This window comes from Streptomyces ferrugineus, assembly GCF_015160855.1.
Classification (GTDB): Bacteria; Actinomycetota; Actinomycetes; order Streptomycetales; family Streptomycetaceae; genus Streptomyces; species Streptomyces ferrugineus.
Genome location: NZ_CP063373.1, coordinates 2267612 through 2292202, shown reverse-complemented (window position 1 = coordinate 2292202; position 24591 = coordinate 2267612). Strand labels below are relative to the sequence as shown.

The 24591-nt window shown below is 70.8% G+C and carries 23 protein-coding genes; 16 read left to right on the top strand and 7 right to left on the bottom strand.

Translation table 11 applies throughout. The annotated features are described in order from the left end of the window. The first annotated feature begins 8 nt into the window (after window positions 1-8). The gene (locus tag IM697_RS10410) at window positions 9-1040 is read left to right on the top strand and encodes a Gfo/Idh/MocA family protein (protein WP_194046832.1); all 1032 of its coding nucleotides are present in this window, start codon (window positions 9-11) and stop codon (window positions 1038-1040) included. Here the strand turns inward: IM697_RS10410 and IM697_RS10405 are convergent. Further along, window positions 1027-2667 carry an alkaline phosphatase D family protein gene (locus IM697_RS10405; protein WP_194046830.1) on the bottom strand — a complete coding sequence of 547 codons (1641 nt, stop codon included), beginning with the start codon at window positions 2665-2667 and terminating at the stop codon, window positions 1027-1029. The two genes, IM697_RS10410 and IM697_RS10405, sit on opposite strands and share 14 nt — an antisense overlap. Before the next feature lie 134 nt (window positions 2668-2801). Here IM697_RS10405 and IM697_RS10400 point away from each other — a divergent pair, with 134 nt between their 5' ends. Further along, the gene (locus IM697_RS10400; protein WP_194046828.1) at window positions 2802-3566 is read left to right on the top strand and encodes an SDR family oxidoreductase; all 765 of its coding nucleotides are present in this window, start codon (window positions 2802-2804) and stop codon (window positions 3564-3566) included. Window positions 3567-3824: 258 nt separating this feature from the next. Here IM697_RS10400 and IM697_RS10395 read toward each other — a convergent pair whose 3' ends face one another. Together IM697_RS10395 and IM697_RS10390 are read right to left on the bottom strand one after the other, a co-directional pair. After that, the gene (locus IM697_RS10395; RefSeq protein ID WP_194046826.1) at window positions 3825-4811 is read right to left on the bottom strand and encodes an aldo/keto reductase; all 987 of its coding nucleotides are present in this window, start codon (window positions 4809-4811) and stop codon (window positions 3825-3827) included. Window positions 4812-4877: 66 nt separating this feature from the next. Next, complete coding sequence (locus IM697_RS10390; RefSeq protein WP_194046824.1) at window positions 4878-5204, bottom strand: nuclear transport factor 2 family protein; 327 nt, start codon at window positions 5202-5204, stop codon at window positions 4878-4880. A gap of 159 nt (window positions 5205-5363) precedes the next feature. Here IM697_RS10390 and IM697_RS10385 point away from each other — a divergent pair, with 159 nt between their 5' ends. Further along, complete coding sequence (locus IM697_RS10385; protein ID WP_194046822.1) at window positions 5364-5939, top strand: DoxX family protein; 576 nt, start codon at window positions 5364-5366, stop codon at window positions 5937-5939. 116 nt (window positions 5940-6055) lie between these two features. Here IM697_RS10385 and IM697_RS10380 read toward each other — a convergent pair whose 3' ends face one another. From IM697_RS10380 to IM697_RS10370, 3 genes are all read right to left on the bottom strand, one after another. After that, window positions 6056-6454 carry a hypothetical protein gene (locus IM697_RS10380; RefSeq protein WP_407699618.1) on the bottom strand — a complete coding sequence of 133 codons (399 nt, stop codon included), beginning with the start codon at window positions 6452-6454 and terminating at the stop codon, window positions 6056-6058. 271 nt (window positions 6455-6725) lie between these two features. After that, window positions 6726-7430: a response regulator transcription factor gene (locus IM697_RS10375; RefSeq protein ID WP_194046820.1), complete on the bottom strand. Its 705-nt coding sequence runs from the start codon at window positions 7428-7430 to the stop codon at window positions 6726-6728. A 75-nt stretch (window positions 7431-7505) separates the two neighbouring features. Continuing rightward, window positions 7506-9014 (bottom strand): esterase/lipase family protein, encoded by a 1509-nt coding sequence (locus IM697_RS10370; protein WP_194046818.1) that lies wholly within the window; start codon window positions 9012-9014, stop codon window positions 7506-7508. A gap of 226 nt (window positions 9015-9240) precedes the next feature. Between IM697_RS10370 and IM697_RS10365 the strand changes: the two genes are divergently transcribed. The 13 genes from IM697_RS10365 (at window position 9241) to IM697_RS10305 (ending at window position 22405) form a co-directional block, all read left to right on the top strand. Continuing rightward, on the top strand, window positions 9241-10257 hold the full coding sequence (locus IM697_RS10365; protein ID WP_194049663.1) for a lytic transglycosylase domain-containing protein: 1017 nt from the start codon (window positions 9241-9243) through the stop codon (window positions 10255-10257). A 94-nt stretch (window positions 10258-10351) separates the two neighbouring features. Further along, entirely contained in the window at window positions 10352-11413 is a 1062-nt protein-coding gene (locus IM697_RS10360; RefSeq protein WP_322734553.1) for an RNA polymerase sigma factor, read from the top strand. A gap of 143 nt (window positions 11414-11556) precedes the next feature. Further along, the gene (locus tag IM697_RS10355) at window positions 11557-12507 is read left to right on the top strand and encodes an ABC transporter ATP-binding protein (protein WP_194046814.1); all 951 of its coding nucleotides are present in this window, start codon (window positions 11557-11559) and stop codon (window positions 12505-12507) included. Continuing rightward, window positions 12504-13274, top strand: a complete 771-nt coding sequence (locus IM697_RS10350) for an MlaE family ABC transporter permease (protein WP_194046812.1) — start codon at window positions 12504-12506, stop codon at window positions 13272-13274. The genes IM697_RS10355 and IM697_RS10350 overlap by 4 nt, the downstream gene beginning before the upstream one ends. 3 nt (window positions 13275-13277) lie before the next feature. Beyond that, a complete protein-coding gene (locus tag IM697_RS10345; protein WP_194046810.1) occupies window positions 13278-14081 on the top strand; it encodes an MlaE family ABC transporter permease in 804 nt (267 codons plus the stop codon). A gap of 8 nt (window positions 14082-14089) precedes the next feature. Continuing rightward, window positions 14090-15352, top strand: coding sequence for an MCE family protein (locus IM697_RS10340; protein ID WP_194046808.1), 1263 nt, complete (start codon window positions 14090-14092; stop codon window positions 15350-15352). Further along, a complete protein-coding gene (locus IM697_RS10335; RefSeq protein WP_194046806.1) occupies window positions 15349-16389 on the top strand; it encodes an MCE family protein in 1041 nt (346 codons plus the stop codon). Before IM697_RS10340 ends, IM697_RS10335 begins: the two co-directional genes overlap by 4 nt. A gap of 83 nt (window positions 16390-16472) precedes the next feature. Then, the gene (locus IM697_RS10330) at window positions 16473-17459 is read left to right on the top strand and encodes an MCE family protein (protein WP_228044916.1); all 987 of its coding nucleotides are present in this window, start codon (window positions 16473-16475) and stop codon (window positions 17457-17459) included. Beyond that, window positions 17456-18586 carry an MCE family protein gene (locus tag IM697_RS10325; RefSeq protein ID WP_194046802.1) on the top strand — a complete coding sequence of 377 codons (1131 nt, stop codon included), beginning with the start codon at window positions 17456-17458 and terminating at the stop codon, window positions 18584-18586. The genes IM697_RS10330 and IM697_RS10325 overlap by 4 nt, the downstream gene beginning before the upstream one ends. Next, window positions 18583-19911, top strand: coding sequence for an MCE family protein (locus IM697_RS10320; RefSeq protein WP_194046800.1), 1329 nt, complete (start codon window positions 18583-18585; stop codon window positions 19909-19911). The genes IM697_RS10325 and IM697_RS10320 overlap by 4 nt, the downstream gene beginning before the upstream one ends. Next, window positions 19908-21185 carry an MCE family protein gene (locus IM697_RS10315; RefSeq protein ID WP_194046798.1) on the top strand — a complete coding sequence of 426 codons (1278 nt, stop codon included), beginning with the start codon at window positions 19908-19910 and terminating at the stop codon, window positions 21183-21185. Before IM697_RS10320 ends, IM697_RS10315 begins: the two co-directional genes overlap by 4 nt. Further along, window positions 21182-21658, top strand: coding sequence for a hypothetical protein (locus IM697_RS10310; protein WP_228044611.1), 477 nt, complete (start codon window positions 21182-21184; stop codon window positions 21656-21658). The genes IM697_RS10315 and IM697_RS10310 overlap by 4 nt, the downstream gene beginning before the upstream one ends. A gap of 24 nt (window positions 21659-21682) precedes the next feature. Next, window positions 21683-22405 carry a hypothetical protein gene (locus IM697_RS10305; RefSeq protein WP_194046794.1) on the top strand — a complete coding sequence of 241 codons (723 nt, stop codon included), beginning with the start codon at window positions 21683-21685 and terminating at the stop codon, window positions 22403-22405. Between the two features lie 294 nt (window positions 22406-22699). Here IM697_RS10305 and IM697_RS10300 read toward each other — a convergent pair whose 3' ends face one another. Next, complete coding sequence (locus IM697_RS10300) at window positions 22700-24559, bottom strand: DNA/RNA helicase domain-containing protein (RefSeq protein WP_407699649.1); 1860 nt, start codon at window positions 24557-24559, stop codon at window positions 22700-22702. Window positions 24560-24591: the final 32 nt, after the last annotated feature.

The window sequence follows — 24591 nt, the reverse complement described above, 5'->3', positions numbered from 1 at the left end:
GGACCGCGATGGGCGAGCAGCGCGTGCGGTGGGGGATTCTGGCTACCGGCGGGATCGCCGCCGCGTTCACCGCGGATCTGGTCGACCTGCCCGACGCCGAGGTGGTGGCCGTCGCCTCGCGCAAGCAGGAGTCCGCCGACGCGTTCGCCGAACGGTTCGGGATCTCCCGCGCGTACGGCGACTGGCGCGCGCTCGCCGAGGACGGCGACATCGATGTCGTGTACGTCGCCACCCCGCACTCGGCGCATCGCGAGGCCGCCGGGCTGTGCCTGGAGGCCGGGCGCAACGTGCTGTGCGAGAAGGCGTTCACGATCAACGCGCGCGAGGCCGAGGAACTCGTCACGCTGGCCCGGGCGCGCGGCAGCTTCCTGATGGAGGCCATGTGGATGTACTGCAACCCGCTGGTCCGGCGTCTGAAGGCCCTGGTCGACGACGGCGCGATCGGCGAGGTGCGCCATGTCCAGGCCGACTTCGGGCTGGCCGGTCCCTTCCCGCCCGCGCACCGGCTGCGCGATCCGGCACAGGGCGGCGGCGCGCTGCTGGACCTCGGCGTGTACCCGGTCTCCTTCGCCCATCTCCTGCTCGGGGAGCCGTCGGACGTGACGGCGCGCGCGGCGCTGTCGGCGGAGGGCGTCGATCTGCAGACGGGGGCGTTGCTCTCGTGGGACGGCGGCGCGCTCGCCTCGCTGCACTGCTCCATCGTCGGCGGTACGGCGACCTCCGCGTCGGTCACCGGTTCGGGCGGCCGGATCGACGTGCCGTCCGGGTTCTTCTTCCCGGACCGGTTCGTGCTGCACCGGGACGGCCGTGACCCCGAGGAGTTCACGGCCGACCCGGCGGACGGGCCCCGTAACAGCCTGCGGCACGAGGCCGCCGAGGTGATGCGGGCCCTGCGGGCCGGTGAGACCGAGTCCCCGCTGGTCCCGCTGGCGGGCACGCTGGCCGTGATGCGGACGCTGGACGCGATCCGGGACCGCGTCGGCGTGCGCTACCCGGGCGAGGACACCGTCGGCGAGGCGCCGGAACTCACGCCGGCTTGAGCCCCTGCTCCCCCACCTGTGTCACGAAGGACGCGGCCGTGGAGACCGGCGCCCCGGGTGTGGTCACGTACGGGACCGTCTTGAAGTCGGCCCGCGCCAGCTCCTGTCCCAGCGCGACGGTCACGTAGCCGCGCCGTCCGTTGTAGAAGCGCAGGTGCGGGTTGGCCTTCAGGTACGTGTCCCAGTTGGCGGGCCGGTCGGCGCCGTCGCGGCCGCTGGCGATCGAGGTGGCCACGATCTCGGTGCCGAGGGTGGCGGAGTCGGGGGCGTCGAAGTCGTCCTTGATGTCGAAGCCGTAGCCGACGTGGACGTCGCCGGTGAGCACCATCAGGTTCTCGATGCCGGCGGCCTTGGCGCCGTCCAGCACCCGGCGGCGGGAGGCGCGGTAGCCGTCCCAGGCGTCCATGGACACCCGTGAGGGCGTGGTGAGGTCGAACCGGCGCTGGGAGAAGACGACCTGCTGCGGTACGACGTTCCACAGCGCCGTCGACTCGCGCCAGCCGCCCAGCAGCCACCGCTCCTGCGTGGCGCCGGTCATCGTGCGCGCCGGGTCGTCGATCTCCGGGCCGGGGAGCTGGGCGCCGTCGCCGTAGGCCTGGTTGGAGCGGTACTGCCGGGTGTCCAGCACGTCGAACTGGGCGAGGCTGCCCCACTTGAGGCGCCGGTAGAGCTGCATGTCGGGTCCTGCGGGGCGTTGCGGGCGGCGCAGGGGCTGGTTCTCCCAGTAGGCGCGGTAGGCGGCGGCCCGACGCAGCAGGAACTCCTCCGGCGGGACGCTGTTCTCGGGGGTGTCGTCGGCGTAGTTGTTCTCGGTCTCGTGGTCGTCCCAGGTGACGACGAAGGGGTGGGCGGCGTGCGCGGCCCTGAGGTCGGGGTCGGACTTGAACAGGGCGTAGCGCAGCCGGTAGTCCTCCAGAGTCACCGTCTCGCGGTTGAACAGGCCGGGGAGGGTGCGGTCGGTGTAGTTGCGGTAGCCGCCGACGGAGTTGACGGCGTACTCGTACAGGTAGTCGCCGAGGTGGAAGACCACGTCCACGTCGTCCTGCGCGAGATGGCGGTACGGCGTGAAGTAGCCGTCGGTGTAGGACTGGCAGGACACGGCGGCGAAGGTGAGGGAGCTCGCGGCGGCGCCCGGCGCCGGGGCGGTGCGGGTGCGGCCCGCGTCGCTGATCCAGGTGCCCGCGCGGAAGCGGTAGTGGTACACGCGGTCGGCGTCGAGGCCGCCGGCCTCGACGTGGACGCTGTGGTGGAACTCGGGGTAGGCGATGGCCGCGCCGCGTCTGGCGATCCGGGTGAACGCCTCGTCGTGCGCCAGTTCCCAGTGCACGGTGACCCGCTGGGCGGGCAGTCCGCTGTCGGGCTGGTACGGGGCCGGAGCGAGGCGGGTCCACAGCAGGACGGAGTCGGGCAGCGGGTCACCGGAGGCGACGCCGAGGGTGAAGGGGTCGTCGGTGATCTCACGGGGGTCGAGCTGGGCGGCGCTCGCGGTGCCGGCCGCCGGCAGATTCACGGCGAAGGCCAGCGCGGCGGCCGCGCCGGTGCCGGTCAGGAAGCGACGCCGGCCGATATGGCGGGCGGCCGCGCGCAGTTCGGGGCTGTGCTGGGGCGGGTCTGTGGTGATGGTCATCCGGTCCTCCCCTTGCCGATGGATGCATGAGGCATTGGACTGGCCGGTGACGACACTCGCTTGGCGCGTACACAACACTCGGATGGCAGACAGATGAGTTCCGAATGGCGGACCATCGCGTAGCCTGCGGCCCCATGAACGACAGGCGAACGGACACGAGGACCGCTGTGGTGACCGGCGCCGGCTCCGGCATCGGGCGGGCGGTCGCGGTGGAACTGCTGCGCACGGGCTGGTCGGTGGCGCTCGCGGGGCGGCGCGAGGAGACGCTGGAGGAGACGGCGGCGCTGGTGCCGGACACGGCCGCCCTCGCCGTACGGACCGACGTGTCACGGCAGGAGGACGTGGCCGCCCTGTTCGCCGCGACCGTGGAGCGGTTCGGGCGGGTCGACCTGCTGTTCAACAACGCGGGGACGTTCGGCCCTGGCGGGGTGCCGGTCGAGGAGCTGTCGTACGACGCCTGGCGGCATGTGGTGGACACCAACCTCAACGGGGCGTTCCTGTGCGCGCAGGCGGCGTACCGGCGGATGAAGGAGCAGGACCCGCAGGGCGGCCGCATCATCAACAACGGCTCGATCTCGGCGCACACACCCCGTCCGCGCTCGGTGGCCTACACGGCGACCAAGCACGCGCTGACCGGCCTGACCAAGGCCCTGTCGCTGGACGGCCGGCCCTACAACATCGCCGTCGGCCAGATCGACATCGGCAACGCGGCGACCGACATGACCGCGCGGATGCGGACGGGCGCCCTCCAGGCCGACGGTTCGGTGGTGCCCGAGCCCGTGATGGACGTCGCCGACGTGGCGCGGACGGTGCGGCACATGGCGGAGCTGCCGCTGGAGGCGAACGTGCAGTTCGCGACGGTGCTGGCGACGGCGATGCCGTACGTGGGGCGCGGCTGAGAGCCGACGGTCCGTCACGGCCTCCACAATGTGCACAACCGGAATATGACATTCCGCTGCGTCAGAGCCGGTAGGCGACTTATGCTCAACTTCGCCTGCACCAGAGCTTCACATATGGAGCAGGAGGATTCCGCAAGCCAAACCGAGGGGGGAACGGCAGCCGTTCCACGACACCGGGTTGGGGGTGGACCTCGCGTGGGACCGCGAGGTACGCACCGGTGCGTGGAACGGCTGCCGGGCAGTCGCGTACGGCGGTGCTCAGCGACCGAGGATCCGGTCGACCTCGGTCAGTTGCCGCGCGGTGAGCGGCCCCTTCCCGATCGCCCCGGCGTTCTGCTCGGCCTGCGCCACGGAACGGAACCCCGGGATCGGCACGGCCTGCGGGCTGCGGGCCCACAGCCAGGCGAGGGCGCCCTGGCCGAGGGTGCGGCCCTCGCTGGTGAGGACCTCCTTGAGCGCGTCCACGCGGGCGACCCAGTCCGGGGCGGCGCCGGATCCCTGCTCGAAGCCCTTCAGCCACTCGGGCGGCCGGCTGCGGATGTCCCCGGCCTCCAGCGCCTGCCCGCTCCTGCGCCCGCCGGTCAGCAGGCCCATCGCCAGCGGGCTGCGGTTGATGCTCGCCAGGCCCAGCTCCGCGCACAGCTCGAACATCCGCGGCGCGTCCTGGAACACATTGGCCATGTGCTGTACGGCCGCACAGTGCTCGCCCTGCGCGAAGACGGCGGCGCGGGCCGGGTCGTCGGTGCTCCACGCGTAGGCGCGGATCAGCCCCTCGCGCACGAACTCCTCGCAGGTGTCGCGCAGTTCGGCGGCGCGCTCCGGGTCGGCGTCGGACAGGTGCAGCTGGTAGAGGTCGATGTGGTCGGTGTCCAGGCGCCGCAGCGAGGCGGTGAGCGCGCGGCGGGCGTACTCGGGGCTGTCGTCCGCGCCGGTGAGGGTGCGGCTCCCCTCGTCGAAGAGGTTGCCCCACTTGGTGGCGACGACGACATCGGCGCGGCGCTTGCCGAGGGCGCGGCCGAGGACCCGCTCACTGTGGCCGGCGCCGTAGGTGTCCGCGGTGTCGAAGAAGGTCACCCCCAGGTCCAGGGCGCGCCGGATCGCCCGTACCGACTCCTCGTCGTCGACCTTGCCCCAGCCGAGCGGCCGCCCGTCGGGGGACTGCCACTCACCGCCGATGGCCCAGCAGCCGAAGCCGAGAGCGCTTACCCGGATGCCGGTCCGTCCCAAAGTCCTCGTGGTCTCCATGAGGAGGCAAGTTAGGAGTTGGAGCGCACGCGAAGGCAAGTCCCTGGGCGAACTCCCTGAAAGCGATTACGCCTGACCGGTCTCGAAACGGGAGATCCGGCCGTCGTCCTCGACCTCGAAGTGCCACCGGGTGCGCATCTCGCCCCAGGTGTCGTTGCGGTAGCTGGCGAGGAGGTCGCGGCCGTGGTTGGACTCGTTGTCGACCTCCATGTGGCCGTGGGAGGCGAAGATCTCCCGCTCGATCCACTCGGCGAGGTCGCGGTCGGTACCGTCGTCGGCCATGGTCGCGCCCGGCGCCAGGATGTTCAGGAACCCCTCGCGGTCATGGGCGTTGACGGCGGTGACGAACGCGCGGACGGCGGGGTCGCTCAGTTTGGACGTCTGAATCGTCATACCGGTCAGCGTCACACCGGCCCCGGCGGTCCGCCACCCGAACGGCGGCGAGAGGAGGCCGGGCGGGTGTCGTGGGTGCGACGGTGGATACACGGGAGGGGAGCTGTCCCTGCCGGCGGTCCCTGCCGGCTGTCCCTGCTGACTGTTCCGGGAGTCGCTGTGAGTGCTGCGAGTGCTTTCGACCGACGTGATCTGGGCCTGCTGCTGCTCCGGCTGGGTGCCGGCGGCGTGCTGGCCGCGCACGGCACGCAGAAGCTGTTCGGCTGGTTCGGCGGGCACGGCCTCACGGGGACCGGCCAGTTCATGGAGTCGGTCGGCTACCGGCCCGGCAAGGCGAGCGCCACCGCGGCGGGCCTCGCGGAGGCCGGTGGCGGCACGCTGCTGGCGCTGGGTCTCGCGACGCCCGCGGCCGGTGCGGCGGCGGCCGGCGGCATGGCGGGGGCGGCCACGGTGCACGCCCCCAACGGATTCTTCAACCAGAGCGGCGGCTACGAGTACGCGGCGACCCTCGGCCTCGCCGCGACCGGCCTCGCCGTCGCGGGCCCGGGCCGGCTCTCCCTCGACCACGCCCTCGGCCATGTCTTCGACCGCGGCTGGATGGTGCCGACGGCCCTGGCGACGACCGCCGCGGTGACGGCGCTGGTGGTGGGCGCGCGAAACCGCAGGCTGGACAAGCCGGAGAAGGAGGAGGACGCGGCGGGGTTCGAGGGGCAGGAGTCGTTGTTCGGCGAGTAGTCGACGGCTCGGCAGTGCCGCCCAAGGGGCGCGGGGCTGTATCGATATGCGGCTCCGCCGCGTGGGCGCGACCAGCCACAACGGATCCGCACACGCCCAACCCCCCATCGCGGCACTCACACCCGGCGCATCAACCGCAACACCGTCCCCTCCCCATTCCCCGACAACAACAACGCCCCATCCGTCCCCACCGCCAACCCCGCAAACCGACGAGCCATCCCCGGCATCCCGTGGGCAAAGAGAGCGGGTTCCGCACGCGGAACCACCCCGGGCGGCACCCCGACCGGCAGGTCCTCCGCGTCGACGCGGCTCTCCCCCGTGGTCAGCGAAACGACCCACAGCCGACGCGCCTCCCCGGTCTCCACCGTGAACAACTCGTCCCCCGAAACCACAACCCCCTGCGGCGCATCAAGGCCATCCAGGACAACCGCCGGCGGAACATCCGCGCCCACCTCGACCCGCAGCACCGCACCCCGCCGCTCGTCGCTGACGGTGTCGTGCTCGTCGACGGCCACGACCCGCCCCGCGTCCGACTCGGCGACCACCAGCGAGCCGTCCGGCGCGACCGAGATGCCGAGCGGCCGGTGCAGTCCCCCGGCCCGCTCCCGCGTGGCCCCGGTCCCGGGGTCGTAGGTCTGGACCTGCCCGAACTGCGAGGTGAGGTACAGCAGTTCGCCGTCGGCCGCGATGCCGTGCGCGAAGTGCAGCAGGGAGCCCTCCGGCGAGGGCTCGGGGGTGGCGACCCGGCGGCCTGACAGCTCCCGGACATATCCCGGACAACACCCCCTAGGGCCGTCCGGACCGCCCCAGCCAGTAGCCGAAGCCCCGCCGGGTGTGGATCAGCGCGGTCTGCTCGCCGTTCACCTTGCGGCGCAGCCGGGACACCAGCCGTTCGACGGCGCCGTCGGTCGGCGGGTCGTCCCAGACGTGCCGGCCGATCTGCTCCTTGGACAGCACGCGCCCGGCGTTCACCAGGAGGCAGCGCAGCAGCCGGTACTCCGCGGGCGTGAGCTCGATGGTGCGCTCGCCGCGCCGGGCCCGCCGGGTGGCGTCGTCCAGCACCAGATCGCCGTGGCGCAGCGCACCGTCCCATCCGGTGGGCTCCTTGCTGCGCACCAACTGGCGTGCCCGCGCGAGGACTTCGGCGACCCGGCCGTGGGCCCCGCCGGCCTGGCCGTCCGTGCCGGGGGCGCCTCCGGGGAGGCTGCCGAGGAACTCTCCGGTGCCGGTGAGCAGCAGCACGGCCGGGCGGTCGGGGGCGAGGAGCCGGCGGCTGTGCCGGAGCGCTTCGGTGTCCGGCAGGGTCACATCGAGGATGACCAGATCGAACCGGCGCTCGGTGAGCCGGGCGGTGGCCTCGGTGGCGCGGTCCACCGCGACGGTCCGGTAGCCGGCGAGTTCCAGCAGCGCGGCGAGCGGCTCGGACGTGCGGGGCTCACCGACGACGAGCAGGACATCCGGTTCCGCGTCGGTCGACGGCGGCTTCGGCATGCGGCCACCCTACCTGCGGGTTGCCTGAGGCAAGCAACGCCGGTTCGGGCCCCGCCGAGGTCACACCGGCGCGCCTCACCCCCAGGGCGTGGCGACGAGACGGATCCTCGCGTCGGCGCCGACGAGCGGGGCGGCGGTGGCGGGCAGCTCGATGTGGGCGACCCAGCGGTCGGAGGTGGGGTCCTCGTCGGCGCGCGGGGCTCCGACGACGCGGTGGTCGCGGATGGCGCCCACGATGTCCGAGTTCCAGGCGGCCCGGATCCCCCGGACACCGGGGTCGGCATCGCGGGGGCCCACGTCGATGACGAGGGTGTCGGCGAAGTCGGCGGTCTGCTCCAGGTGGTCGAAGAGCCCGAAGACGCCGTCCTTCTCGCGCAGGGAGATGAGCCGCAGCTGGAGGATGAACCGCATCGGTTCGTCCGTCTCCGTCCGCAGGTCGCTGTTGAGGAAGGTGGTGGCCAGCGGCACCGACGCGTCCTGACCCGCGCGGCGCGCGTCGAGCTGGAACGGGCACCAGTGGGCGGCGAGCCGTTCGTGCAGCACGACGGGCAGCCCCCGCACCGACAGCCTGGCCTCGGCCTGCCACACGACGTCGTCGTCGCCGGACAGCCGGTAGTCGACCAGCGAGGCCTGGACCCGGGTGTCCCCGAACAGGAACCGCCGCAGGTTCTGGTAGCCCTCCTCGGAGTTGACGATGCCGTAGCGCCCGCTGTGGCTGCGGTGCACATAGGCCCGGTGGGCGCCGGGCACGTAGGCCCGCTCGATCTGGACGAGCCCGTCGCTGTGCGGTCCGACGGCGGCGGCGGACAGGCCGAGGGCCACGTCGTAGTCGGTCGGGTCGGTGCCGACCAGGCAGAAGACCCGCTCGACCGGGAGGGCCCCGGGCTCCTGGGGCATCTCGCGGGCGTCCCAGCCCTCGGGCGGGCCGTCGGGGTCGGTCCGGGCCTGCGGGGTGAGGTACGCGTACATCCGCCGGGGCCCGAAGATGTCCGCGCCCTGGACGCCGGTCATGTCCCGGACCCGCTCCAGCAGCCCGCCGCCGAGCTCGAAGGTGATGCCGCCGTGCGGGGTGCCGTAGGTGAAGAGCTTCGCGACGCAGTCGGCGGTGCGCCCCCGGTCGGGCAGCACCTTCTGCAGCAGGCACCGGCAGATGAGCCCGCCCATGGAGTGGGCGACGAGGTAGACGGCGGGCGCGCCGGTCTTGTCGCGGATCCGGTCGATCAGGTCGAGCAGGTCGGCGGCGGCGTTCTCCAGGCGGTACTCCTGGGGGCTGCCGCCCCAGGTGGTGGCCGAGCGGTCGTAGAAGCGGTGGATCCAGACGGTGTGGGCGGGGATGTCGTCGTGCTCGGCGAGGTAGGCGGCCTGGTTGCCGTGCACGAGGAGTTCGTAGCCCTCCTCCCGCAGCAGGCGCAGCAGCGGGCTCTCGAACTGGTGGAAGAGCGGCTGGTTGTGCGCGCCGACGCGGACGTGCGTGGAGCCCTCGTTGAATCCGTAGAAGGGGTCGTCGACGGCCTTGTCGATCCCCCGGGTCCCGCCGGCGAAGCCCCGGACGTAGACGAGGGGAAGTCTGCGGTTGTCGTCCACGCCCTGCCTCCAGCGGCATCGAGGTCCCTGCTGCTGTCTCCTGACTAGCGGAACCCCGGAACTCCGGCCTCCGGGACTAGCCCGGAACGGTGATGCGCCCCGTGCGACGGACCCGCCGCCCTCCCCCGTAGAGCAGACGACAGACAGCTGTCCGCAGGGAGGGGAACAGACCGTGGCAGGGCACGGAGGCAGAGCCGCCAGAGGTGCGGCGGCCGCGTTGGCGGCGATGGTGGCGCTCACCGCCTCGCAGTCGCCGGCGGCGATCCCGGCGCGCACCGCGACGCCGGCACCGAGACAGACACCACCCGCCGAGCCGGGACCGAGCGTCTCCGGCGACACCCCGTACCGCACCGAGCTGCCGCCGCTGCGGACCGGGAAAGCCGACGGCGGCCAGGCCCCGGCGGAGACGGACGCCGCACTGCCCGCGAGCGTGTTCGCCGCGTACCGGCAAGCGGCGGAGCGGCTCTCGCGCGAGGCGCCCGGCTGCCGGCTGCGGTGGCAGTTGCTGGCCGCGATCGGGCAGGTGGAGTCCGGACAGGCCCGGGGCGGGCGGGTGACGCCGGACGGTACGACCGTGACGCCGATCCTCGGCCCACGGCTGGACGGCGTGGCGTTCGCGCTGATCCGGGACACCGACGGCGGCGCCCATGACGGGGACGGGGAGTACGACCGCGCGGTCGGGCCGATGCAGTTCATCCCGTCGACCTGGGCCCGCTGGGGCGCGGACGGCAACGGTGACGGGCGCACGGACCCGAACAACGTCTTCGACGCGGCCCTCGCCGCCGGGCGCTATCTCTGCGCGGGCGGGCGGGACCTGTCGGACCCGGCCGACCTCGACCGGGCGGTCCTCGGCTACAACCACTCGGCGGCGTATCTGCGCACGGTCAGAGCCTGGTACGCGTACTTCCTGGACGGCCACCGGGTGGTCCCGGACAGCTCCGCCGGCTCCACGAAACGCCCCGAGCCGTCACCCGCGAAGCCGAGGGAGGCCGCACCGCCCCGCCCCTCCGCCCGTCCGGACCCGGCCCCGTCCCGCACACCGCCGGCGCCCGCCTCACCGGCCCCGGCCCCGTCCCGTCCGGCCCCCGACCCCGAGGAGTCCGAGAACCCCCAACTCCCCCTCCCCACCCCGGACATCGGGCTCCCCGGCGACGACCTGCCCGCCGCTGGCGCTCCACTGACCAGTAACAGCGCGGACTCGATGCCCGCCGCCCCCTCCACAACGGCCGATACTCGACGGTAATGTCGCGCCCCGCCGGACAGACAGCACGAGACCGGCGGGTGAGCGCGAAGGGGCCCTCATGGCGACGGACATGCCTGCCGACAAGCATGCGGACATGCCCGCAGTGACACCTGCGGAGATGGACGCCGCCGACGAACGGTGGCAACGCATGTGGAACCACCGCGAGCAGTTGCTCAAGGTGGCCCGGCGCAGGTCGATGAGCGCGGAGGACGCCGAGGACGCGGTGCACGAGGCGATGCTGCGCGCCGCCGAGCGCCCCGACCTGGACGACGAGCGGCTCGCGGCCTGGCTGACGACGGTCACGATGCGGCTGTGCGTCGACCGCTACCGGCAGGTCAACCGCGAGGCCCAGGTGCGCACGAGCCCGACCCTCATCGCCCCCGGTCCGGTCCCCGTCGAGGAGGCGGTGTGCGACCGGGCCGAGGCGAAGTGGCTGGCGGTGCGCAGTGGTGAACTGCCCGCGCGGCAGGCCGAGGCGCTGCGGCTGAAGTCGGAGGACCTCGACGTCGGCCAGGTCGCCGTGCGGATGGGGCTCAGTTACCGGACCGTGGAGTCGCTGCTGGCCCGGGCCCGGCGGACGCTGCGGCAGTCGCTGGCCGCGACGCTCGGGTTCGCGCTGTTCCTCATCGGGTGGGGGCGGCCGCGCGGCGGCGGCAAGGTGCAGGCCGTGGCGGTGGCCTCGACGGCGGCGACCCTGGCGGTGGCGGGGTTCGTCCTGCCGCACGCCCTCGACGGGGGCGGGGACGCGGACGGCACCACGCCCCGGCCCGCCGTCGCCACGCCGGGCGGCGCGGAGGCGCTGCGGCCGGAGGACGGTGAGGGTCGCGGGCTGCAGGGGAACCGGCCCACGGCGACGACGGCCGAACGGCGAGCGACCGGGTCCCCGTCGGGTGAATCGTTCCTCCCGCTGTCCGTCCCGTCACTGCCGAAGGTGCCGGACGTCCCGCCGGTCTCGGTGACCCCGCTGCCGGTGCTCTCCGCACCGCAGGTCCCGCCGGTCCCCGAGGTGCCGACCGTGCCGGAACTGCCCGAGGTCCCCGAGCTGCCCGTGGAGCCCTCGGTCGATCCGACGGACACGGCGACGGTCCCGGACGACCCCACCACCGCCGTACCGTCCCCCTCGCTGCCCGCGCCGACGGCGAGCACCCTGCCGTAGCCCCGGCCAAGCAGCCGCAAAACCCCTCGAATCCCCCACCCGCCACCCCGCTCGAAAAAAATCCGCCACCTCGGCGACGGACGCCCCGCCCCTCCCCGTAGAGCAGATGTCAGAGCTGCTCCACGGGCCGAAGGGTGAACCGGATGGGTGTCGAGATCTGTGTGGAAGGGCTGACCAAGTCCTTCGGTCACCAGGTCATCTGGCAGGACGTCTCGCTGACGCTGCCCGCCGGGGAGGTCTCGGTCATGCTCGGCCCCTCCGGCACGGGCAAGTCGGTGTTCCTCAAGACGCTCGTCGGACTGCTGAAGCCGGAGCGCGGGTCGATCACGATCCAGGGCCGGGACATCACCAAGCTGCGTGAGCACGACCTGTACGAGGTGCGCAAGCTCTTCGGTGTGCTGTTCCAGGACGGCGCGCTGTTCGGCTCGATGAACCTGTACGACAACATCGCCTTCCCGCTGCGCGAGCACACCCGCAAGTCCGAGAGCGAGATCCGGCGCATCGTGCTGGAGAAGATGGACATGGTCGGGCTGATCGGCGCGGAGGGGAAGCTGCCCGGCGAGATCTCCGGCGGGATGCGCAAGCGGGCCGGGCTGGCCCGGGCGCTCGTCCTCGACCCGGAGATCATCCTGTTCGACGAACCGGACTCGGGCCTGGACCCGGTCCGCGTCGCCTATCTCAACCAGCTCATCGTCGACCTCAACGCCCAGATCGACGCGACCTTCCTGATCGTCACCCACGACATCGCCTCGGCCCGCCAGGTGCCGGACAACATCGGGCTGCTGTTCCGCCGCGAGCTGGTGATGTTCGGGCCCCGCGAGAAGCTGCTGACCAGCGACGAGCCCGTCGTACGGCAGTTCCTGAACGGCCGGATGCAGGGCCCGATCGGCATGGCGGAGGAGAAGGACGCCGCCCAGGTCGAGCAGGAGCTGGCCGCCCTCGGCGACAGCGACGGCGAGGGCACACGGTCTCCCGGCAGCCAGGCCATGACTCCCCGCCTGCTGCCGGGCCCCGGCATCCCCCGGCCACCGCGCTGGGAGGCCATCGCCCGGCGCGAGGCCGCGCTGCACCAGAAGGCGGTGGCCGGCGCATGAGCCTGTCACCGATCGGGGCGCTGCGGCAGTCGGGGAACCTCTTCGCGATGGCGCTGGACGTCGTCCGGACCATCCCCCGACGGCCCTTCCAGGCGAGGGAGTTCATCCAGCAGGCGTGGTTCGTCGCGAGCGTGACGATCCTGCCGACGGCCCTGGTCTCCATCCCCTTCGGCGCGGTCATCGCGCTGCAGATCGGCAGCCTGACCCGGCAGCTCGGCGCCCAGTCCTTCTCCGGCGCCGCCTCCGTGCTGGCCGTGCTGCGGGAGGCCTCGCCGATCGTCACCGCGCTGCTGATCGCGGGCGCGGGCGGCACGGCGATCTGCGCCGATCTCGGGGCGCGGAAGATCCGCGACGAGATCGACGCGATGCAGGTACTGGGCATCGACCCCATCCACCGGCTGGTCGTGCCGCGCGTGCTGGCGTCGATGGTGGTGGCGGTGCTGCTCAACGGCCTGGTGTCGGTGGTCGGCGTGGCGGGCGGCTACTTCTTCAACGTCGTCCTGCAGAACGGCACCCCGGGCGCCTACCTCGCCTCCTTCACCACCCTCGCCCAGCTCTCCGACCTGTGGGCGGCCGAGGTCAAGGCGCTCGTGTTCGGCGCGATCGCCGGGATCGTCGCCTCGTACAAGGGACTTACGGCGAAAGGCGGCCCGAAGGGTGTGGGCGACGCGGTGAACCAGTCGGTGGTGATCACCTTCATGTTGCTGTTCGTGACCAACTTCGTGATGACCGCGGTGTACTTCCAGGTCGTCCCACAGAGGGGCTGAGGCATGGCTCTCCTGAATCGCCTGGAAAATCTGGGCGCCCAACTCTCCTTCTACGGCCGCTCGTTGGCGTGGACGGGCCGCACCCTGCGGCGCTACAAGAAGGAGATCCTGCGGCTGCTCGCCGAGGTGAGCTTCGGGCGCGGCGCGCTCGCGGTGGTGGGCGGCACGGTCGGCGTGATCGCCTTCCTGTCCTTCTTCACCGGCACCGAGGTCGGCCTCCAGGGCTACGCGGCCCTCAACCAGCTCGGCACCTCCAACTTCGTCGCCTTCCTCTCGGCGTACTTCAACACCCGCGAGATCGCCCCGCTGGTGGCCGGACTCGCCCTCTCCGCGACCGTCGGCGCCGGTTTCACGGCCCAGCTCGGCGCGATGCGGATCAGCGAGGAGACCGACGCGCTGGAGGTCATGGGCGTGCCCTCGCTGCCGTTCCTGGTGACGACGCGGATGATCGCCGGCTTCGTGGCCGTCATCCCGCTGTACGTGATCGGCCTGCTGTCCTCGTACCTGGCCGCCCGCACCATCACCACCGTCTACTACGGCCAGTCCGCGGGCACCTACGACCACTACTTCCAGCAGTACCTGCCCCCGGTCGACGTGCTGTGGTCCTTCGGCAAGGTGCTCGTCTTCGCCGTACTGATCATCCTGGTCCACTGCTTCTACGGCTACTACGCGAGCGGCGGCCCGGCGGGCGTCGGCGTGGCGGTGGGCCGGGCGGTGCGGACCTCGATCGTGGCGATCAACGTCCTGGACTTCTTCCTGTCGTTGGCGATCTGGGGCGCCAACACGACCGTACGGATAGCGGGGTGAGCCGCCCGATGAGGGCACCGAGGGTAGTGAGACTGCGGTTGTACGGCGTCGTGTTCCTGGCGGTGCTCGCGCTGCTGCTGTCGTTGTCCGTGGCCGTCTACCAGCAGGCGTTCACACCGGTCGTGCGGATCACCCTGGAGGCCGACAGCCTCGGCAACCAGCTCGACCCGCGCGCCGACGTCAAGCTGCGCGGACTGCTGGTCGGCGAGGTGCGCGAGGTGCACGCCGACGGGACGAAGGCGCGCCTCGACATCGCGCTCAAGCCGGAGCACGTCGCGTACATCCCGTCGGACGTGCACGCGCGCCTGCTGCCCAAGACGCTGTTCGGCGAGAAGTACGTCGACCTGGTGCCGCCCGCCGGCACCGGCTCCTCGTCCGCGCGCCCGATCCGCGCCGGGGACGTCATCACCCAGGACCGCACCCGCGTCGGCATCGAGGTGCAGCAACTGCTGAACGACCTGATGCCCCTGCTGCGCACCGTCCAGCCCGGCAAGCTCAACGCCACCCTCTCGGCGTTCGCCACCGCCCTCGACGGCCGCGGCGACCGCATCGGCGACAACCTCACCCGCCTGGAGTCCTACCTGCGCCGCCTCAACCCCCACCTGCCGTCCCTCACCGAGGACATCGCCCGCTTCGCCGAGGTCGCCGAGATCTACGGCGACGCGGCGCCCGACCTGATGGACATCCTGCGCAACACGATCACCACCAGCCGCACGCTCGTCGAGCAGAAGGACCGGCTGGCGGCGGCGCTGACGACCACGGCGACCGTGGCCGGCACGGCCGAGGACTTCCTCGACGCCAACGGCGACCGGCTCATCACCCTCGGCCAGGTCTCCCGCCCGACACTGGAGCTGTTCGCCCGCTACTCCCCCCAGTACCCCTGTCTGCTGGCCGGTCTGGTCCGGCAGGAGAAGGCCTCGGAGGAGGCGTTCCGGGGCGGAAAGATGCACATCACGCTGGAGGTCGTACGGCCGCAGGGGGCGTACGAGCCGGGCGAGGAGCCGCGTTACGGCGAGCGGTCCGGGCCGAACTGCCACGGCCTGCCGCATCCTCAGGTGCCGGCGCCGGGCGCCCACCTCGACGACGGTTCCAAGAAGCCGGCTTCGTCCTCGGGCGGCGGTCCGCTCGGCGTCTCCGCGACCCGGGACGAGCAGCGGGCGGTCGGCTCGCTCGTGGCCCCGGTCCTCGGGGTGCCGGCCGACGAGGTGCCGCCGGTCACGACCCTGCTGTTCGGGCCGCTGGCGCGCGGAACGGCGGTGAGTGTGGCATGAGGACGACGGGAGGAGCCCGGCAGACCGCCGCACCGCTCATCAAGTTCTGCCTCTTCGCGGTGGTGACCGTGCTGGCGACAGCCCTGCTCGCGGCCACCATCGTGAACATCTCCTTCACCCCGAAGGACACCTACCGCGCCGTCTTCAGCGACGTCACCGGCCTGGAGGAGGGCGACGACATCCGGGTCGCCGGGGTGCGGGTCGGCGAGGTCGAGGGCATCCGGATCAAGGACCGGACGCTGGCCGAGGTCACCTTCACGGTCATCCGGGACCGGCCGCTGCTCACCGGCACGGGCGCGGTCATCCGGTACCGCAACCTGGTCGGCCAGCGCTACGTCGCGCTCACCGAGGGCGCGGGCGACGGCACCCGGCTGCGCCCCGGCGCGACGATCCCGCTGTCGCGCACGCAACCGGCGCTGGACCTCAACGCCCTGCTGAACGGCTTCAAGCCGCTGTTCGCCGCGCTCAGCCCGAAGGACGTCAACCAGCTCGCCACGGAGATCATCAAGACCCTCCAGGGCGAGGGCGGCACGGTCAACAGCCTCCTCGTGCACACGGCCTCGCTCACCTCGACGCTGGCCGGCCGCGACAAGCTGATCGGCTCGGTCATCGACAACCTCAACACCGTGCTGGGCACGCTGGACGAGCGCGGAGCCCGCTTCTCCGCCCTGCTCAAGCAGTTGCGCCGGGTCATCTCGGGCCTCGCCGCCGACCGCAAGCCGATCGGCCGGTCGCTGGTGAGCATCGGCGACCTGACGGAGGCGACCTCGGGTCTGCTGAAGGACGCGCGCCCACCGCTCAAGGACGACATCGCCGAGCTGACCGACCTCACCGGAACGCTGAACGACAACGAGAAGACCGTGGAGGGCGTGCTGAAGCGGCTGCCGAACAAGCTGGGCGAGCTGACGGGAACGGCGTCCTACGGCTCGTGGTTCAACTTCTACCTCTGTGACTTCGACGGCCGGATCGTGCTGCCGAAGACGAAGCAGGTGCTGACGCCGGACCTGCACGTGGCGAGGGCGAGGTGCGGGGCATGAGCCGTAAGACGCGCCCGGCGCCGCTGTTCAAGGTGCGCGTGGAGCCGCCGAAGATCTTCAGGCTGCGGCTCCGCCGCCCGCGCCTGAGCCCCTTCCGGGAGCGCAACGCCGTCGTCATCGGCGCCGTCGGCCTCACCGTCCTCGCGCTGCTGACGGTGGCCGCCTTCAACGCCGACCGGCTGCCGGTCATCGGCGACGGCGAGACGTACAGCGCGGCCTTCGCGGAGGCGGGCGGTCTCAGGCCCGGCGACGAGGTGCGGATCGCCGGGGTCAAGGTCGGCAAGGTGGAGGAGGTCGACCTGGACGGCGACCATGTGAAGGTCACCTTCAAGATCAAGGGTGAGCCGGCCTTCGGTCCCGAGACCGGCGCGTCGATCCGGGTCAAGACGATCCTGGGGGCGAAGTACATGGCCCTGCACCCGAAGGGCCGGGGCCACCTGGCACCGGGCAGCGAGATCCCTCTTGGGCGCACCACCCCGGCGTACGACGTCGTCCAGGCCTTCAGCGACCTGACCACCACGACGGAGAAGGTCGACACCGACCGCGTGGCCAAGGCCCTGGACACGATCTCCGCCACCTTCGAGGACTCCCCCTCGGAGGTACGGGAGTCCATCAAGGGCCTGTCGCGGATCTCCCGGACGGTGGCCTCCCGCGACAAGGCGCTGCGCGAGCTGCTCGACCACGCGAACGGCGTCACGGGCGTCCTGGCGGACCGCTCGTCGGACTTCACGGCCCTGGTCAAGGACGGCGACAAGCTGTTCAGGGAGATCAGCGCGCGGCGCGAGGCGATCCACAAACTGCTGAAGAGCTCCGCCGCGCTCGGCATCCAGCTCTCCGGCCTGGTCCAGGACAACGAAAAGGAGATCGGCCCCGCGCTCAAGGGCCTCGACCGCGTGGTGGAGATGCTCGAACGCAACCAATCCAGCCTGGACCGGAGCATCGAGCTCATGGCCCCCTACGTCCGGCTGTTCACCAACACCCTTGGCAACGGCCGCTGGTTCGACTCCTACGTCCAGAACCTGGTCGCGGCTCCGGTGGTGCCGCGGGCGCAGTCGGGAGGTGCGCGGTGAACAGCCGTTGGAAGAAGCGCGCGGCCCTGCTGACCGCTCTGACCCTGGTCGCGACGCTCACGTACGTCCTGTGGCCGCGCCCCGAGCCGGTCCGTGTCACGGCGTACTTCCCGCGCACGGTCGGCATCTATCCCGGCTCGGACGTCCGCGTGCTGGGCGTCCGGATCGGCGAGGTCAAGGAGATCACGCCCGAGGGCGGCCGGGTGCGGGTGGAGCTGGAGTACGACGCGGACCGCATGATCCCGGCGGACGCGCAGGCGGCGATCATCAACTCCTCGGTGGTCAGCGACCGTTATGTGCAGCTGCTGCCGGTGTACCGCGGCAGCGGCCCGGTGCTGCGGACCGGCGACGAGATCCCCGAGTCGCGCACGGCCGTACCCGTCGAGCTGGACCGGGTCTTCGACAGCCTCCACACCACGGCCGAGGCGCTCGGCCCGGACGGCGCCAACAAGGACGGCGCGCTGTCCCGGCTGCTCGGAGTGAGCGCGGACAACCTGGACGGCCAGGGCGGGAACCTGCACCGGACGATCGAGGACCTGTCGGCGGCGGTGACGACCCTGTCCGACGGCCGCACGGACCTGTTCGGCACGGTCCGCAACCTCCAGGTGTTCACGGCGGCGCTGGCGGCGGACGACAAGAGCGTGCGGTCGTTCAACAGCAGCCTGGCGAAGGTGGCCGGTCAACTCGCCGCCGAGCGCAAGGACCTGGCGGCGGCGCTGAAGAACCTGGGCACGGCGCTGGGCGATGTGTCGGCGTTCGTGAAGAACAACAAGAAGTCGCTGACCTCGAACGTGGAGGGCCTCAGCAAGGTGACCAAGGTGCTCGTCACCCAACGCGCGGCGCTGGAGGAGCTGTTGGAGGTCGCTCCGACCGGCATGTCGAACCTCAACAACGCCTACAACCCGTCGGCCGGCACGCTCGACACCCGCAACAACGCCGATCAGGCGCAGGATCCGGCGTCGCTGCTGTGCTCGATCCTGCGGACGACCGGGGACGAGACCGGGAAGACCGACTGCCGGGACCTGAAGGAGCTCTTCGACTCCCTGCCCGAGGTCCCGCAGGGCGGCACGGCGGTCACGGGCACGGTCGACCGCACGCTCGGCGGCATTCTGGGGGCGAGCGCATGAGGGGGGTACTGCGCAAGGGCGGGACGGTCGCATGGGCGGCAGTCGGTTCGCTGCTGCTGTCCGGCTGCGAGTTCAACGGCTGGTACGACGTCCCGTTGCCGGGCGGCGCGGCGGCGGACGGCAACGCGTACCACGTCACCGTCGAGTTCCGGGACGTACTGGACCTGGTGCCGCAGTCGTCGGTGAAGGTCAACAACGTCACCGTCGGCGCGGTCGAGAAGGTCGAGCTGGACGGCTGGCACGCACGCGTACGGCTGCGGGTCGCCGACTCGGTGAAGCTGCCGGCCAACGCGATCGCCGAGTTGCGGCAGACCAGCATGCTCGGCGAGAAGTACGTGGCGCTGGCGAAGCCGACGGGCACGGAGCCGGTCGGCCGACTGGGCGACGGCGATGTGATCCCGCTGTCCCGCAGCGGCCGCAACCCGGAGGTCGAGGAAGTCCTGTCCGCGCTGTCGGCCCTGCTCAACGGCGGCGGGGTGGCCCAGCTCAAGACGATCACCGTGGAGCTGAACAAGGCGCTGGAGGGCCGGGAGAACCGGGTCAGGTCACTGCTGAAGGAGCTGGATGTCTTCCTGGGCGGCCTGGACGCACAGAAGCAGGACATCGTCCGGGCGCTGAAGGCCGTGGACCGCCTGGCCAAGCGCCTCGGCAAGGAGAAGAAGACCATCGCCGAGGCGGTGCAGGAGATGCCACCGGCGCTCAAGGTCCTGGCCGACCAGCGCCGCGACCTGACGCGCATGCTCACCGCCCTGTCGAAGCTCGGCAGGACGGGCACGAAGGTCGTCAACGCCTCGCACGACGACACGGTCGCGAACCTGAAGCAGCTCCGCCCCATCCTGCGACAGCTCGACAAGGCGGGCGACGACCTGCCCAACTCCCTCGAGCTGCTGACGACCTACCCCTTCCCGCGCAACGCGGTGGACGCGATCAAGGGCGACTACGTGAACCTCCACATCACCGCGGACCTGGATCTGGCGGGGATCTACGGCAACTTGACGGAGAAGCCGGGCGGCGAGGACGGGGACCCGGACGGGCGGCCGGAGCTTCCCTCGGCCCCCGGCCTGCCGGACGTACCGGACCTCCCGGACGACCTGCCCGAGGTACCGGGTGTGCCGACGCCGACGGGGCTGCCGGGCGGCCCGAGCGCGCCGGCGTCGCCTTCGCCTCCGTCCGGGGGCGGCGATGACCTGCTGTGCCCACCGGTGTGCACGGCCGCCTACGCGGCTGGGGCCGACTGGCCCGAGGGGATCGACTCCGACGCGATCGACTCCGAGGGGATCAACCTCGAACTCGCCGAGCTGATGCTGAAGGGGGTCCAGCCGTGATCACCCGTACGGTCAAGTTCCAGCTGCTGGCCTTCGCCACGATCACGGCGGTGGGGGTGTCGTACGTGGGCGCCGAGTACACGGGGCTGGTGGACACCGTCCTGGACCGCGGCTACACGGTCCGCGCGGACTTCCCCGACTCCGGAGGCGTCTTCCCCGGCGCCGAGGTGACGTATCGCGGGGTGCCGGTGGGAAAGGTGGGCGCGCTGCACCTGACGGGCCAGGGCGGCGTGTCGATCGCCCTCGACATCGAGGACGGGGCACCGAGCATCCCCGCGGACACCCTCGCCGTAGTGGCGAACCGCTCGGCGGTGGGCGAGCAGTACGTGGACCTGCAGCCACGCACGGCTGACGGCCCCTACCTGCTGGACGGCAGCGGCATCCCGCGCCGGAACACCCGCGTGCCGCTGCCGACGACGGACATGGTCCTCAGCCTGGACCGCCTGGTGAACTCGGTCGGCAAGAAGGACCTCAAGGTGACGATCGACGAGCTGGGCGAGGCCTTCGCCGGAACCGGCCCGAACCTGAGCCGCCTGGTGGACTCGGGAAACGACCTGGTCGAGTCGGCGTCCGACGCGCTGCCGGAGACGATCGCGCTGATCGAGGACTCGAGGAAGGTGTTGAAGACACAGGCGGACCAGGGTTCGTCGATCAAGTCGTTCGCGGACGATCTGGCGGCCCTCACCGCCCAGTTGAAGGCGAGCGACGGGGACCTGCGCAAGCTGATCGGCAATGCCAGGCCGGCGGCGCAGGAGGTGAACTCCCTCCTGAAGTCGGTGTCGCCGGAGCTGTCGGTCCTGCTGGCGAACCTGATCAGCGGCGGCCAGGTGACGCTGGCGCGCCTGCCCGGCGTGGCACAGGCGCTGGTCACCTTCCCGGTGATGGTGGCGGGCAGCTACACGGTCGTCCCCGGCGACGGCACGACCCACTTCGGCCTGGTGGTGAACGCCGACGACCCACCGGCGTGCACACAGGGCTACGGCACGCCCCGCCGCGACCCGTCGGACACGAGCACCCGCGAGGCGAACACGCGGGCCCGCTGCACGCTGCCGCGCGGGAGCGAGTCGTCGGTGCGGGGTGCGCAGAACGCGCCGGGCGCCTCGGCGGCGCACGGCGGCGCAGACCGTACGGCCCATGTCGCCCCGTACGACCCGGAGACCGGCACCACCACCGGCCCGGAGGGAACGACCGTCCGGATCGGCTCGACGGGCGGCCAGCGAACCGTATTCGGAAAGGAGTCGTGGCAATGGCTACTCGTTGGCCCGATGGCATGAGAAGAGTTCTGTCGGTGGGGTTGGCGATGGCGACGGTCGTCACCACCGCGCTGGCGATCTGGCTGGCCGTCGTCGTCCTGGAACAGCGCGAGGCAGACCAGCGCCGCCAGGACATACTGTCCGCGGCCCGCCAGTCAGCACTCAATTTCACGTCCCTCGACTACCGCCACTACGACCGCGACAGCGCGAACGTCCTGTCGGGCGCGACCGGCGACTTCAAGAAGCAGTTCGAGGCGCAGACGAAGCAGTTGACGGAACTGGTCGCCCAGAACAAGTCGGTCTCCGAGGGCCAGGTCCTGGAGGCGGGCATCGTCCGCTCCTCCGAGAACTCGGCCCGCGTCCTGGTGGTGGCTGACAGCAAGGTGACGAACACGGCCGTGCCCAAGGGCGAGGCGCGCACGTACCGCCTCCAACTGGACCTGGTCCACAAGGGCGGCCGCTGGCTGACGTCGGACGTCGAGTTCGTCGGCTGACAAGCACGATTGAGGAGTACGACCATGCCGAAGACGACCGCCACTCGGCGCACGATGACGGCGGCGGCCCGCGCGGCGGCCAAGCGCGCGGAGCGCGGCCACCGCGAGACGACGCCGGAGCCCACCGTCGCCGGACGCACCGTACTCATCGACGCCCCGAAGAACGGCTGGCAGGACCCGCCTGAGCCGTCACCGGAGGCATTCGAGGAGGACGAGGCACCAGAGGCGCGGCCCACCCCCGGCCGCCGCCGAAGGCTGCTCACGGTGCTGCTCGGCACCCTGCTCGTGGCGGCCCTGGCCGCAGCCGCCGTACTGGGGTGGCGGTCCTGGGATGCCCACCGAACGGAGACGGCCCGCACCGAGGCCCTCGCGGCAGCCCAGAAGGCGGCACCGGTCGTCCTGTCCTACGACTACCGCCACCTGGACAAGGACTTCGCGAAGGCCCGCGCCTACCTGACCGGCGACTTCCGCGACGAGTACGCCAAGACGACGAAGACCGTGGTGGGTCCGACGGCCCGGAAATACCGGGGCGTGGTGAAGGCAACGATCGCCGCCCCCGCCGCCGGCGGAGCCCCGGCCGCCTCCGTGGTCTCGGCTTCCCCGGACGAGGTCGTGGTCCTGCTCTTCGTCAATCAGGTGACCGAGAGCACACAGGTTTCGGGGCAGCGGGTGGATCTGAACCGGGTGCGGGTGACGATGTCCGGGACGGATGACGGGTGGAAGGTGAGTGCGGTGGATGCGCTCTGACGTCCGGTGCGCCCCGGGAGCCCGAAGGGCAGACGAGTCGGGCTGTACGCCGGGCACAGCTGCTGCTTGGGACGACCCTGGAACCACTGCTGCACCGGACGCGGCGGTCCGGGCTTGGGCACCGGCTCGGCGACCTGGAACAGCTCCGCTGCCGACAACCCCCGCCGCCGGTCCGGCACCACGACTCCGCCCGTCCGCTTGCCCGTTGCAGAGATCAGCAGTTCGGCGATCTGCAGGTCGACGTGGGAATCGCCATGCACCGGCAAACCAAGTGGTTGGCGAAGGGGCACCCACTCACGGACTCTGCTTTATCCCAGTCGGAACCAGACCAGCCAGCATGGCCCGAGTCTCGGGATCCGTTGAGTAAAGTACGGTACCGGCCAGTCCTCGCGTGAGCAGCACTTTGCATGTATTGCATATAAGACGGCCGAAAGATTCTGGCGTCGCCTTTTTCACGGAGTAGTCCTTACTCTCTCCAGGAACAGCCCGCCACCCGTTTCCGCGCCACACCAGGTCGGGACCGAATATCACTCCATTCCAGGCGTACTCGAATCCTTGGGCCGTATAAATGCACCCGATCTGCCCGAAGCCCGACGGGTCGGTGGCCCACAGGGAGGATACGGGCGCCCCACCTGAAGGATGTTCACCTCTGAGGTTCCAGGGCCTGCGCCATTCCCCAATTACCACGTCGTCGACCAGGCTGCCGTCGGTCCGTGGATCACTCCACGGCCAGCAGAATCCCGCCGTCATGCGAGACGTGTAACCGGATTCTTGCCGGCCGCGGAGGTAGCTCTCCATCTTTTGGGGCGATTCGGCGACGAGCAACTCGAAATTTTCCTCGGGCTGCCACTGAATCGGACCACCGGGCTCAAGGCCAAGGAGACGGAGGACCCAGTGTTCGTAGGCGCGGCTGCCACCGCACCGGAACTGGCTGTTGAGATCGACATGGCGAACAATGCACCCGCGCGCGTGAGCAGCCTCGTCGATGGTCTCGACACTTCCCATCTCCCCCGGCCTCACGACCTGATGCTCGTCGAGCAGGAAAACGGGGACCCTGGCTGCGTCGATAAGTTCCTCCACTTGCCTTCGACTGCTCCGATGTCCGGCATTCGTGTCCTGCCTCGCCGACCACTGGCGAATGCGGTGGGCTTCGTCACAGATCAAGACGTCCAGCCCGTTTCGTTCAGCACTTGTGAAGTCGAAGAAATAACGAAAGAGCTTTGGAATGCGGCCGTTCTTAGTGCCGACGACGTGCCGGAGAGTGGTGGTGAAGGACTTGGAGCCGGTGGCGTGGACAACACTTCGACCGTTCCTCCCGAGGTGTCCCATGAGGTGCAGCGCAATAATGCTCTTACCCGAACCAGGACCCCCGGATATCACTATGACTTCCTTTTGGTCCGACTGACGCGACAGGTTTGCTGCCCGCTTCACCAAACGAGCCGCTACCTCTTGCTCATCCATCAAGAGGAACTCGCCGCCGTCGATCAGCTCGGCCGCGGCGGCACGCATTAGTTGACGACCGGGAGCATGGGGGCTATCCAGGAGAGAATCTCCCTCTGGCGAACCGTCCAAGGCAGAAAGACGGGTCCGCAGGTACTTAATGAGCTCGCCGCGGGATGTATCCGTGAAAAGTTGTGCACTCGCGTCAGGCAATCTCAATAGTTCACTGACATCTCGATCGACTGCGTAGTGCAGATAGGCCACGCCCGCGACGGCGTCCTCCTGATCACTCAGCACATTGGTGAAATCCTGCAGGTAGTCGCAGTAACGGCGTACTTGGGCCACGGGATGTAGAGCCGGCCGATTGCCCATGCCCGCTACCAAGCAGAGGTTGTCAGTGCCAGGAACGAGGCGCGCTTCACTCCACTGCTTGAGCTCGACGATGACATAAGAAGGTCTGCCCGTCGCGGGGTGGGAGCCGGCAAGGACAACGTCTGCGCGCAGGCTGGTAAGGGGCAATCGGTACTCGATCAACACATCGATGTCGTCAAGCCCCGCGTCGCACAGAACCTCTGCCAGGGCCGGAAGGCTGTTCTCCCACGAGCGGCGTTCACTGGGCGACGGGTTCTGGAAGAGCACGGAACGGTACTTCTGCGCGAGCCGCTCGAAGAGGGCTCCGTCACTGGACCGATCGAACAGCGCACGTGCGGACATGCGAAGAAGAGGCACGGACGATCTCCATAAGG